10 protein-coding genes and 1 pseudogene are annotated in these 11,374 nt (G+C 65.7%); 7 read left to right on the plus strand and 4 right to left on the minus strand.

Annotated features, from left to right (window positions below; genetic code table 11):
- Window positions 1-322: pseudogene (locus ACE3S9_RS07700) on the plus strand (hypothetical protein); the annotation flags it as partial.
- A gap of 204 nt (window positions 323-526) precedes the next feature.
- Entirely contained in the window at window positions 527-880 is a 354-nt protein-coding gene (locus tag ACE3S9_RS07705; RefSeq protein WP_374545861.1) for a hypothetical protein, read from the plus strand.
- A 9-nt stretch (window positions 881-889) separates the two neighbouring features.
- Here ACE3S9_RS07705 and ACE3S9_RS07710 read toward each other — a convergent pair whose 3' ends face one another.
- Window positions 890-1,423 (minus strand): CreA family protein, encoded by a 534-nt coding sequence (locus ACE3S9_RS07710; protein ID WP_374545862.1) that lies wholly within the window; start codon window positions 1,421-1,423, stop codon window positions 890-892.
- A 96-nt stretch (window positions 1,424-1,519) separates the two neighbouring features.
- Between ACE3S9_RS07710 and ACE3S9_RS07715 the strand changes: the two genes are divergently transcribed.
- The 4 genes from ACE3S9_RS07715 (at window position 1,520) to ACE3S9_RS07730 (ending at window position 6,043) form a co-directional block, all read left to right on the plus strand.
- The gene (locus ACE3S9_RS07715) at window positions 1,520-2,287 is read left to right on the plus strand and encodes a class III extradiol ring-cleavage dioxygenase (protein ID WP_374545863.1); all 768 of its coding nucleotides are present in this window, start codon (window positions 1,520-1,522) and stop codon (window positions 2,285-2,287) included.
- A 172-nt stretch (window positions 2,288-2,459) separates the two neighbouring features.
- Window positions 2,460-3,836 carry a class II 3-deoxy-7-phosphoheptulonate synthase gene (locus ACE3S9_RS07720; RefSeq protein WP_374545864.1) on the plus strand — a complete coding sequence of 459 codons (1,377 nt, stop codon included), beginning with the start codon at window positions 2,460-2,462 and terminating at the stop codon, window positions 3,834-3,836.
- Between the two features lie 29 nt (window positions 3,837-3,865).
- The gene (locus ACE3S9_RS07725) at window positions 3,866-4,969 is read left to right on the plus strand and encodes a DUF2865 domain-containing protein (protein WP_374545865.1); all 1,104 of its coding nucleotides are present in this window, start codon (window positions 3,866-3,868) and stop codon (window positions 4,967-4,969) included.
- 183 nt (window positions 4,970-5,152) lie between these two features.
- On the plus strand, window positions 5,153-6,043 hold the full coding sequence (locus ACE3S9_RS07730; protein ID WP_374545866.1) for an alpha/beta hydrolase: 891 nt from the start codon (window positions 5,153-5,155) through the stop codon (window positions 6,041-6,043).
- 30 nt (window positions 6,044-6,073) lie between these two features.
- On the opposite strand, the gene gltX is transcribed toward ACE3S9_RS07730, so the two are convergent.
- Window positions 6,074-7,441 carry a glutamate--tRNA ligase gene (gene gltX, locus ACE3S9_RS07735; protein ID WP_374545867.1) on the minus strand — a complete coding sequence of 456 codons (1,368 nt, stop codon included), beginning with the start codon at window positions 7,439-7,441 and terminating at the stop codon, window positions 6,074-6,076.
- A gap of 313 nt (window positions 7,442-7,754) precedes the next feature.
- Here gltX and ACE3S9_RS07740 point away from each other — a divergent pair, with 313 nt between their 5' ends.
- Window positions 7,755-8,915 carry a ceramide glucosyltransferase gene (locus ACE3S9_RS07740; protein WP_374545868.1) on the plus strand — a complete coding sequence of 387 codons (1,161 nt, stop codon included), beginning with the start codon at window positions 7,755-7,757 and terminating at the stop codon, window positions 8,913-8,915.
- A 186-nt stretch (window positions 8,916-9,101) separates the two neighbouring features.
- Here the strand turns inward: ACE3S9_RS07740 and ACE3S9_RS07745 are convergent, their stop codons facing one another.
- A complete protein-coding gene (locus tag ACE3S9_RS07745) occupies window positions 9,102-10,853 on the minus strand; it encodes an NAD+ synthase (RefSeq protein WP_374545869.1) in 1,752 nt (583 codons plus the stop codon).
- 98 nt (window positions 10,854-10,951) lie between these two features.
- Window positions 10,952-11,338 carry a DUF779 domain-containing protein gene (locus ACE3S9_RS07750; protein WP_374545870.1) on the minus strand — a complete coding sequence of 129 codons (387 nt, stop codon included), beginning with the start codon at window positions 11,336-11,338 and terminating at the stop codon, window positions 10,952-10,954.
- Window positions 11,339-11,374: the final 36 nt, after the last annotated feature.

The following is an 11,374-nucleotide window of genomic DNA, read 5'->3' on the forward strand; positions in this document are numbered from 1 at the left end:
ATTGTTCGCCGAGGCTTCGCCCGAAATTCGTGACGAAGCCGGCCTGTTCCTGGCGGAATGGCGCGTGCTGACCGCCGGCGATGATTTCCCGGCGCGGCTGGCGGCCATGCGCGCCAGCAATCCGATCGTCATCGCGCGCAATCACCGCGTCGAACAGGCGCTCGCCGCCGCCAATGAGGACGATCTCGCGCCGCTGCTGCGGCTCTGCGCGGCGCTGAAAAATCCCTTCCTGGAGCCTCCGCCGCCGCCCCGGCCGGAAGACGACCTGGAAACGCCGCCGCGCCCCGAGGAAAGGGTGCTGGAAACGTTTTGTGGAACGTGAAACGCGACGAAGACTTGACTCACGTCATGAAGACTTAACCCGATAGACTTGGTCTGCGCCGTCTTGTGGAAATCTCGACGCTTGCGCAATTAGTATAGTTAAATTTAACTCTTTTTTCACGCGCCCCGCCGCATGATGACGCCCTGTTTATTGCTGCGGCGCGGGCTTACGGACCCGAGCCGCGCCAATCCGCGAGTCGGGGCGATGAAATTCTACGAATTTGAGCATAACTTTTTACCGCACATCCTGATTCCGCTGCTCGGCGGCCTGTTCGTGATTTGCGCGCTGCAATCGGCCGCGCGCGCGGAAACCAGCGCCCTTGGCCACAACAGCTTCATCATCGGCGACGACGGCTATGGCGTGAAGGATTGCATCCGCAGCGGCGACGAATGCGCCAAGATCGTCGCCGACGCCTGGTGCGAGGCCCATGGCCATGGCGACGCCAAGGCGTTCGGCCGCGCGGACGACATTACCGCCTCGATCGAAAAATCCGCCGTGAAATCCGCGCCGGCCCGCAGGATGTCCGCCGACGACGTCTTCATCTCCTGCGACGACTGAAATCCCGGCTCAGCCGCTCACGAAATCCGCACATTTGGGCGCGGGCTCGCCGCCCCACGGCTCGATCGCCACGGTCGAGGTCGAGTTTTTCGGCGAGCCTTCGATGATCTTGTCGCTATAGACCATATAGACCAGCACATTGCGCTTGGCGTCGCAGCCGCGCACGATCTGCATCCGCTTGAACAAAAGCGAGCGGCTCTCGCGGAACACCACGTCGCCCTGGGCGAATTTCGCCTTGAACTGGATCGGCCCGAACTGCCGGCAGGCCAGCGAAACGTCCGACGTCTGCTCCGCCACCCCGAAAGCGCCGGCCAGACCGCCCTTTTCCGGCACGGTGAAATAGCAGGCGACGCCCGCCACGGCGGGGTCGTCGATGGCGTAGGTCGCCAGTTTGTCGTTCGGCGTCAGCAGCTTGAAAGTGGTCGACTTGCGGAAGATCAGGTCCGGGCCGTCGTCCGCGCGGGTGGGCGCCGCAGCCGCGAGACAGGCCAGGGCGACGCCGGCGACGGCGCAAGGCAGGCTTTTCCGAAAAAAGGACGTCATGACTGGCCGCTCCCTGTTGCGCCGCTTATATGTCCACGCAACGCCGCAATGAAAGGCCCCACGGCCGAATAATTGCAACGCTGGAGCTGCGCGCCGATGACCAAACCGCCAAGCCTGTTTCTTTCCCACGGCGCGCCCAATCTCATTCTCTACGACAGCGACACCCGCGATTTCTGGGGCGAGCTGGGCCGCGAACTGCCGCGTCCCTCCGCCATCCTCATCATGAGCGCGCATTTCACCACCGAACGGCCGGTGTTCGAAAAAGGCGCTCATCCGGGCATGATCTATGATTTCGGCGGCTTCGAGCCGGAGCTATACCAGATGCATTATCCCGCCCCCGGCGCCCCGGCTCTGGCGGAAAAAGCCGCTTTGCTCGCCCAGGCCGCCGGCCTCGCGCCGATGGTCTCGGACGGGCGCGGCTATGACCACGGCGCCTGGGCGCCGCTGAAAATCCTCTATCCGGAGGCCGATATCCCGGTCGCGACGCTGTCGGTCCAGCCGCAACTCGGCGGCGCGCATCATATCGCGCTCGGCCGGGCGCTGGCTCCCTTGCGCGACGAGGGCGTGCTGATCGTCGGCTCGGGCGGCGCGACCCATAATCTGCGCGCCTTTTTCACCAATCCCGACACGCCGCCTTGGGCCGCGAGCTTCAACGAATGGCTGAACGAGCGCATCGAGGCCGGCGATTCCGAGGCCCTGGCGCATTGGGAGCAGGGCCCCGACGCCCTGCGCAACCATCCCTCTGCGGAACATTTCCTGCCGCTGCCCTTCGCCTTCGGGGCCGGCGGGCCGGAAGCCAAAGGCAAGAGGCTGCACCATGCCCTGGTCGGCCCGCTGAGTCTCGATGCCTATGCGTTTGCGTAACGCGCCGTAAAGCCGCCCCTTTCGGCTCTTAAATAATTTTGGCTGCGGCCTCTCAGCGCAGGGGTCGACGGAACAATGTTAAGGGTTTGGCGCTTTCGCCTGCGTGGTGTATAGACCGCCCTTCCCCAAAATCCCGGTCCCCGCGAGAGGACGGTAAGGAGCTTTTCGAATCATGGAACGTTGGTCGCCCGAAAGCTGGAGGTCCAAGCCGATCGTTCAGGTTCCGACCTATTCGGACCCGGCGGCTCTGGCCGATGTCGAGAAGCAGATTTCGGGCTTCCCTCCGCTGGTTTTTGCGGGCGAGGCGCGCAAGCTCAAGAAACATCTCGCCCAGGTCTGCGCCGGCGAGGCTTTCCTGCTGCAGGGCGGCGATTGCGCCGAGAGCTTCGCCGAACATTCGGCCGACAACATCCGCGACTTCTTCCGCGTCTTCCTGCAGATGGCCGTGGTGATGACCTATGGCGCCGCCATGCCGGTGGTGAAGGTCGGCCGGATCGCCGGCCAGTTCGCCAAGCCGCGCTCGGCCCCGACCGAGACCATCAACGGCGTGTCCCTGCCCTCCTATCGCGGCGACATCGTCAATGACATCGCCTTCACGCCGGAAGCGCGCGAGCCCGATCCGCGTCGGCAATTGATGTCCTATCGCCAGTCGGCGGCGACGCTGAACCTGCTGCGCGCCTTCGCCACTGGCGGCTACGCCAATCTGGAGAACGCGCATCGCTGGATGCTGGGCTTCGTCAAGGACAGCCCGCAATCCGAGCGCTATGAGAAGCTGGCCAACCAGATCACCGAGACGCTCGGTTTTATGCGCGCTATCGGGCTTGACCCGGAGCATCATCAGGAGCTGCGCCAGACGGAGATCTATACCTCGCATGAGGCTTTGCTGCTCGGCTATGAGCAGGCGCTGACCCGCGTCGATTCGACCAGCGGCGACCATTACGCCACCTCGGGCCATTTCCTGTGGATCGGCGACCGCACCCGTCAGCCCGATCACGCCCATGTCGAGTTCATGCGCGGGATCAAAAATCCGATCGGCCTGAAATGCGGCCCCAGCACCACGCCGGATGGCCTGTTGCAACTGATCGACCTGCTCAACCCGACCAACGAGCCCGGCCGGTTGACGCTGGTCGCGCGCTTCGGCGCCGACAAGGTCGGCGATCACCTGCCGCAACTGGTCCGCGCGGTGTCGCGCGAGGGCCGGAATGTGGTCTGGTCCTGCGATCCGATGCACGGCAACACCATCAGCGCCGGCGGCTACAAGACCCGGCCGTTCGACCGCGTGATGCAGGAAATCCGCTCCTTCTTCGACGTGCATCGCGCGGAGGGGACCTATGCGGGCGGCATCCATCTCGAAATGACCGGCGCCAATGTCACCGAATGCACCGGCGGCGCCCGCGCGCTTTCCGAGGCTGATCTGCGTTCGCGCTACATGACCTATTGCGATCCGCGCCTGAACGCCGAACAGGCGATCGAAGTGGCCTTCCTGGTCGCCGAGAAGCTCAAGAAGGACCGCGCGGCCTCGATCGCCGAGGCCGATGCGGCGGAATGAAGCGCGGCGCCTGAGATAAGGAGGCGAAGATGAGGCTTGGCCGGCGCGGGACCGTGACGTCCGCCTTGCGGCCGCTCGCTTTGGTCCTCCGTCTTTCGGCGCCGGCGGCTTTCGTCTTTGGCCTGCCTGCCGCGCAAGCCCAGGCCCAAAGCCCCGAATGCCAGCAATTGCGCGCGGCGCTGTCGCAACCGGCGAGCATTGACCCGGGCGCGGCTGCGGGCGCGCGAAAAGCTCGCGCCGAACTCGACCGCGCCCAGAGCTACGCCCATTCGATCGGCTGCGACAATCAGCAGTTCCTGTTCTTCGGCGAGCCGCCGCCGCCGCAATGTGGCGGCCTCAAGGCGAAGATTGCGGCGCTGAAGGGCCAATACGACGCCTATGCCGGGCGCGCCTCCGGCGATTCGCCGCAACGGCAGGCTTTACGCGCGCGCTATGACCAGCTTTGCAACAATGCGCCGCGCGAGCGGAATTTCTTCGAAACCCTGTTCGGCAATTTCGGCGAGGAGCGCCGCCCCGAGGATGGCGTCGTCGCCGTGCCGCCCGGCGAGGCGATCGACGGCTCCGGCGGCGCCCATGGCGGCTCGCAGGCCGTTTGCGTGCGCACCTGCGACGGCGGCTTCTTCCCGCTGAATTTTTCCGCCCGCAGCGGCTCCGACGCCGAGCTGGAGAGCCTGTGCCAGGCGCTTTGCCCAAATGCTGAGGTCAAGCTTTATTCCAAAAATCCGAGCGCCGAAATCAGCACGGCGCTCGGCGCCGACGGGACCGCCTATAGCGATCTGCCCAATGCGCTGAAATATGCCAAGAGCTTCGATCCAAGCTGCGCCTGCAAGCCGCCGAACCAGAGCTGGGTCGAGGCCCTCGCCCATGCCGAACAGGTGCTGGACGAAATGGGCGGCGCCAAGGCGAGCGACACGACGGTGACCGAGCAGCAATCCAGGGTCATGGCCCAGCCCGTGCCGCCCAAGCCGGGCAAGGCGGCGGCGCAGGTCATTCCGGCCAGAGCCGCGTCGCCCGCTCCCGCTTCGCCCGCCGCCTTGCCCGCTCCCGCGACGTCCGCCGAGCCGAAACTGATCGAAGGCGCCGCGCCGGACGGCTCGCCGCGCCAGGTGCGCGTCGTCGGCCCGAATTATTGATCGTGCCTCTTGTTCTCACGTCAATGTGACAGCGCAGCCTTGGCCATTTTCTAGAGTCGATTGCGATTTGATCAAATCGCAATCGACTCTAGATTTATTTGTTTTCGCAGCGTTTTAGCGAAAAATCGGCATCCACTTTTTCGCACGCTGCTCTATGATCCGCCATCCTGTCGGAGGCGATCCATGGCCGAAAGCGATATCGAAGCTATCCGAGCCCTGCTCGCCTCAAAGCCGCGCCCGATCGGCTGGGCCGAGCGGCGCCAGCGCATCGAGGAGGTCGGATCGACCTGGCCGGTCGCCAACGACATGTCGCTTGAACCCGTCGACGCGGACGGCGTCCCGGGGGAGTTCTCGTTGGCTCCCGGCAGCGATCGATCAAAGGTCTTGCTGTTCTTCCACGGCGGCGGCTATTGCTCCGGCTCCGTGCTCAGCCATCGCCGCATGGCGACCGAGGCCGGACGCGCCTGCGGAACGCGCGCGCTGGCCGTCGCCTATCGGCTGGCGCCGGAACATCCTTTTCCCGCCGCGCTGGACGACGCCATCCGCGCCTGGGGTTTCCTGCGCGCGAGCGGGATCGCGGCCGAAAAGATCATCATTGGCGGCGACAGCGCGGGCGGCGGCCTGACCCTTGCCTTGCTGCAGCACTTGCGCGACGCCGGCGCAGATATGGCGGCCTGCGCCTGGCTTGCCTCGCCCTGGACCGACCTCACCCTGTCGGGCGGAACCCTGCTCACCAAGGATTCAGCCGATCCGCTGATCCACAAGCCCTATCTCGAAGAACTCGCCCAGGCCTATGTCCCGGCCGGCGTCGACAGGAAGGATCCGCGCGTTTCGGCCCTGTTCGGCGATCTGCGCGGTCTTCCGCCGCTGCTGATCCAGGTCGGCTCCGAAGAGACCCTGCTCGACGATGCTGTTCGCTGCGCGCAGGTCGCGGGCGCCGCACAGGTCGAGACGACGCTGGAAATCTGGCCGCAGATGATCCACGCTTGGCCGATGTGGAACGCGCGCCTGCAGGCCGGCCGCGACGCGCTGGCGCATCTGGGCGCCTTCGCGCGGCGCCATCTCGCGCCTTGAATCCCGACCTTTGACGCGTGGATGAAGCACTCAGCCGCCGATCCGCGCGAGCGCCTTGGCGCGGCCGATCAGCGGCAGAAGCTTCGCCAGTTCCGGCCCGGCCTCGCGTCCCGTCAAGGCCAGACGCAGCGGATGGAACAAAGCCTTGCCCTTGAGGCCGGTCGCCTGTTTCACCGCGCCTGTCCAGGCGCTCCAGGTGGTTTCGTCCCAAGGCTCGGCCGGCAGGGCCGAGAGCGCGGCGGAGCGGAAATCGGATTCGAGCGGTTCGGGCTGGATTTCGCCCCCGATCACGCTCCACCATTCGGCGACATCCGAGAACCGGGCCAGATTGCCGCGCGCGGCGAGCCAGAACGGCTCGGCCTTGAAACCGACAATGTCGAGCGCCGCCAGCCGGTCGCGCACCGATTCATAGGACAGGCCGTGCAGGACCCGCTCGGACAAAGCCTGCAGTTCGGCGTCATCGAACCGCGCGCTGTTGCGGGAAATCGCCCCGAGATCGAACAGGCCGGCGAGTTCGGGCAGGCTGTGGACGGGCTGCACCGCAATAGACGAGCCGGTCAGCGCCGCCATGGCCGCGACGGCGAGCGATTCCACGCCCGCCTCGCGCAGGCCGGCGATCGACAGCGCGCCCGTGCGCTTGGACAGGCCCTGCCCGTCCGCGCCGATCAGCAGGTTGTGGTGGGCGAAATGCGGCGCGGCCGCGCCCAGGGCGCGGAAAAGCTGGACCTGCACCGCCGTATTGGTGACATGGTCCTCGCCGCGGATGATATGGGTCACGCCGGAATCGATATCGTCCGCGACCGAGGGCAGCGTGTAGAGATAGGAGCCGTCCTCGCGCACCAGCACCGGATCGGACAAGGAGGCGCAATCGATATGGCTGTCGCCGCGAATGAGATCGTCCCAGCGCACGATCTCGGGCGCCAGCTTGAAGCGCCAGTGCGGGCGGCGGCCCGAGGCCTCCAGCGCGGAACGCTCCGCCGCCGTTAACTGGAGGGCGGCGCGGTCATAGACCGGCGGCGCGCCGCGCGCGATCTGCAGCCGCCGCTTGCGCTCCAGCTCCTCCGGCGTCTCGTAGCAGGGATAGAGCCGCCCGGCCTCCCGCAATTTCCGCGCGGCGGCGTCATAGGAGGCGAAGCGCTCGGACTGGCGGAACTTGCGGTCCGGCGCGACGCCAAGCCATTCGAGATCGACCTCGATGCCGAGCGCATATTCCTCGGTCGACCGTTCGGAATCGGTGTCGTCGAAGCGCAGGATGAACTGGCCGCCATGCTTGCGGGCGAAAAAATAGTTCAGCAGCGCGGTGCGCGCATTGCCGATATGGATGCGCCCGGTCGGCGAAGGCGCGAAGCGCACCACGGGCGCGAACAGGCCGGGAGCGTCATGTGCGGGATGGGTCATGGCAAGTGGTTTACGTCCCGGCGGCCTTTTCGGCAATCGGCGATGCGCAGCGAATTTCGGGCCAAGCCGGGCGTCAAAGTTCGCGTAGCGTGGCGTTTATGTCATAGAAACGTGAAAAAATTTCAGCATAACCGCAATGGGCGCCTGCGTTTCGGGCCGTTCTATTGACATCGGGCCGTGCTTTCCGAATGGTTAAACTGGACGGAACGGCTTTTGTCACATTGAGGCCTCATTCGGGGGCGAAAGCCTCGCCATTGCGGCAAGCGCGCGAAAATATCGTCGTTTGACGAGCGCAAGGGAAAGATTGGCTGGAATGACGGGATATATCGCCGCGGCTTTCTGCCTTTTCGTGACCGCCTTCAACCTCTTTTCGCTGGCGCTCGCCGGCTGGCGGTGCCGCCGGCGGCCCGAGCCGCTGCCCGCGCGCCTCGCTATGACCGGCCTGTCGGACCCCACGCCGCCGGTCAGCATCGTGCGCCCCGTCTGCGGCCTCGAAACCTTTTCCGAACAGACGCTTCGCTCGACCTTCGAGTTGGACTACCCCGAATATGAGGTCATTTTCTGCGTCCAGAAAAAGACCGACCCGATCATTCCGCTGATCGAAAAGCTTCTGGCCGAGCAGCCTGAGGGGCGCGGGCGGCTGCTGATCGGCGACGATCCGATCAGCCCCAATCCAAAGCTCAACAATTGTTTCAAAGGCTGGCAGGCCGCGCAGCACCAATGGATCGTGCTGGCCGATTCCAACGTGCTGGCCCCGAAGGATTATCTCCAGCAGATGCTGGTCCGCTTCCGTCCCGATATCGGCCTGGTCTGCTCGCCGCCACTCGGCGTCTGGCCGGAGGGCCTCCGCGCCCAGCTCGAATGCGCCTTCCTCAATTCCTTCCAGGCGCGCTGGCAGTTCTGCGCCGACGCGCTCGGCATGGGCTTCGCCCAGGGCAAGAGCATGATGTGGCGGCGCGAGGTCGTCGACCAGGCCGGCGGCATCGCGGCGCTGGCCTCGGAAATCGCCGAGGACGCGGCCGCGACCAAGCTGGTCCGCGAGGCCGGCATGAAAGTGGCGTTGGTCGACCGTCCCTTCGGTCAGCCGCTCGGCGCGCGCACGCTGCGCGCCATCTACCAGCGTCAGACGCGCTGGGCGCGCCTGCGCCGCGCCAGCTTCCCGACCATGTACGCGCCCGAAATCTTCGCCGGATCGCTGATCCCGATCCTCGCCGGGGCCTATGCGGCGCGCGATTTCGGTTTCGAGCCCTGGACCGTGGTCGCTCTCGTGGCCGCCCTGTGGCACCTGCCGGAAGCTTTGGTGAACTGGCGGCTGGGCTGGCCTACCAGCCCGATCTCGCCGCTCACCTATCTGCTGCGCGACCTGATGTTCCCGATCGTCTGGATCGACGGCTGGCTCGGCGACGATTTCGTCTGGCTCGGCAATTCCATGACCGTGCGCGAAGCCGACGAAACAGTCGACGGCGCGGCTTGAAACTCCAAAGCCTCCGTTTCCGCCGTCATTGCGAGCCATAGGGCGTCGGAAGACGCCCGTCTTTCGACGGGCTATGGCGAAGCAATCCATCGCCGCTCGCCCTGGCCTGACGGGTGGATTGCTTCGCTTCGCTCGCAATGACGGTCTTGGACGCCTCGATCGTTTCGCCCTGGCGACGGGGCGCCCCTAGTCTTCGAACCTTTCGCTCACCCCCGCCGGGCTCGTCGGCGCAATCGCGAAATCGGGGGTGAAGGCCGGGGCGCCGGAATCGCGGAAGCGGTTGACGATCGGATAGCGGCGGTCTCGGCCGAAATTTTTCCTCGTCACCTTGACGCCCGGCGCCGACTGGCGGCGCTTGTATTCGGCGAGATAAAGCAGCCGCTCGACCTTCTTCACCGTCTCCATGTCATGGCCGCGCGCGACGATTTCGGCGAGCCGCAGGTCCCTTTCCACCAGGCATTCCAGCATGTCGTCGAGCGCGTCATAAGGCGGGAGCGAATCCTGGTCCTTCTGGTTCTCGCGCAATTCAGCCGTCGGCGGCTTGTCGATGATATTCTGCGGGATCACCAGCCCGTCCGGCCCGAGCGCGTCGTCAGGCTTCCAGCGGTTGCGCAGGCCGCACAGGCGGAACACCTGGGTCTTGTACAGATCCTTGATCGGGTTGAAGCCGCCGTTCATGTCGCCATAAAGCGTGGCGTAGCCGACCGACATTTCGGATTTGTTGCCGGTGGTGACCAGCATCGGCCCGAATTTATTGGAGACCGACATCAGAAGGATGCCGCGCGCGCGGGCCTGGATGTTTTCCTCGGTAACGCCGCGCGCCGTGCCCGCGAACAGAGGCGCCAGCGCCGCCTCCACGCCCTCCACCGCCGCCGCGATCGGCAGAATGTCATAGCGCAGGCCGAGCGCCTTGGCGCAATCGGCTGCGTCTTTCAGCGAGTCCTGCGAGGTGAAGCGATAGGGCAGCATGATCGCATGGACCTTGTCCGGCCCCAAGGCGTCCGCCGCCATGGCCGCGCAAAGCGCGGAATCGACGCCGCCCGACATGCCCAGCGCGACGCCGGGAAAGCCGTTCTTGGCGACATAATCGCGCAGGCCCAGCACGCAGGCGGAATAATCGGCCTCGTCATCGTCGAGCGACGCGACGTCGGGAGCCTCCTCGCAGACCCATCCGGCGCCTTCGCGCCGCAGCGCGACTTTGGCGACCGTCTCGGAGAAAGCCGGCAGCCGGCCCGCGACGGCGCCATCCGGATTGACGATGAAGCTGGCGCCGTCGAACACCAATTCGTCCTGGCCGCCGATCTGGTTGAGATAGACCAGCGGCAGGCCGCTTTCGACCACCCGTGCGGTCGCGATGGCTAGGCGCTCGGCATCCTTGCCGCGCCAATAGGGCGAGCCGTTCGGCGAGAGCAGGATTTCGGCGCCGGTCTCGCTCAGGGATTCGACCACATCCGGCCCCCAGATGTCCTCGCAGATCGGCAGGCCGAGCCGCACGCCGCGAAACGCTACCGGACCCGGCGCGGGGCCGGGATGGAACACGCGCTTTTCGTCGAACACGCCATAATTGGGCAGATCGACCTTGAGCCGCACGGCCGCGATGCGGCCGCCGTCGAGCAAGGCGTAGGCGTTATGGCAAAGACCGTCTTGCATCCAGGGCAGGCCGATCAGAACGGCCGGGCCGCCGTCGGCCGTGTCGCGGGCGAGGTCTTCGAGCGCGGCGCGGCAGGCGTCCGCGAAGGCCGGCTTGAGCACCAGATCCTCCGGCGGATAGCCGGCCAGGAACAGTTCTGAAAACATCACCAGATCGGCGGAAAAAGCCGCCGCCTGCGCGCGCGCCTCGCGCGCCTTCCGCAGATTGGCGTCAATGGCGCCGACGATGCAATTGATCTGCGCCAGAGCGAGAACGAGGCGGTCGACGGGAGCGCGGGGAGTCGTCATCCGCCCGGTTTAGCGCGTTTTCCGCGCGGCTTGAAGCCTTCTGTTCCGCTTCGGCTGCACGGATCGCGGACGGCGATGTCGAGCGAACGACCCGGCGCTTAAGCGGCGCGTGGCGGCTCGCCCGCCTCTACCAGCGCCTCGGCCTCGGCGTCGGAGAAGAGGCGCCCGCGGGTGAGGAAACTCACCCCTTCGGGCGCTTCGAGGGAAAAGCCCGCGCCGGGGCCTTCAACCACATCGATGATCAGCTGGGTGTGGCGCCAATATTCGAACTGGTTGGCGCGGATGTAAAAAGGACAGCCGTCGATCTCGCCGAGAAAGACGTCCTCGCCTCCGACCCAATATTCCTTGTCGCGGAAGCAGATCGGCGCCGATCCCTCACAGCAACCGCCGGACTGGTAGAACATGAGCGGACCATGGCTCTGCTTCAAGCGCTCAATCCAGGACAGGGCTTCCGGAGTGGCTTCAACACGGGCGGGCGCGGGCATTCTCTTCTCCATGTGCATCGTTCTCGACAATCATTG

Source organism: Rhodoblastus sp. (assembly GCF_041915505.1).
Taxonomy (GTDB): domain Bacteria; phylum Pseudomonadota; class Alphaproteobacteria; order Rhizobiales; family Beijerinckiaceae; genus Rhodoblastus.

Bases quoted from the DNA above. Each gene is read 5' to 3' on its own strand.
- ACE3S9_RS07740 (WP_374545868.1), top strand. From the start codon at position 7,755: ATGACGGGATATATCGCCGCGGCTTTCTGCCTTTTCGTGACCGCCTTC.
- ACE3S9_RS07710 (WP_374545862.1), bottom strand. From the start codon at position 1,423: ATGACGTCCTTTTTTCGGAAAAGCCTGCCTTGCGCCGTCGCCGGCGTC.
- ACE3S9_RS07720 (WP_374545864.1), top strand. From the start codon at position 2,460: ATGGAACGTTGGTCGCCCGAAAGCTGGAGGTCCAAGCCGATCGTTCAG.
- ACE3S9_RS07705 (WP_374545861.1), top strand. From the start codon at position 527: ATGAAATTCTACGAATTTGAGCATAACTTTTTACCGCACATCCTGATT.
- ACE3S9_RS07750 (WP_374545870.1), bottom strand. From the start codon at position 11,338: ATGCCCGCGCCCGCCCGTGTTGAAGCCACTCCGGAAGCCCTGTCCTGG.
- ACE3S9_RS07725 (WP_374545865.1), top strand. From the start codon at position 3,866: ATGAGGCTTGGCCGGCGCGGGACCGTGACGTCCGCCTTGCGGCCGCTC.
- ACE3S9_RS07730 (WP_374545866.1), top strand. From the start codon at position 5,153: ATGGCCGAAAGCGATATCGAAGCTATCCGAGCCCTGCTCGCCTCAAAG.
- ACE3S9_RS07715 (WP_374545863.1), top strand. From the start codon at position 1,520: ATGACCAAACCGCCAAGCCTGTTTCTTTCCCACGGCGCGCCCAATCTC.
- gltX (WP_374545867.1), bottom strand. From the start codon at position 7,441: ATGACCCATCCCGCACATGACGCTCCCGGCCTGTTCGCGCCCGTGGTG.
- ACE3S9_RS07745 (WP_374545869.1), bottom strand. From the start codon at position 10,853: ATGACGACTCCCCGCGCTCCCGTCGACCGCCTCGTTCTCGCTCTGGCG.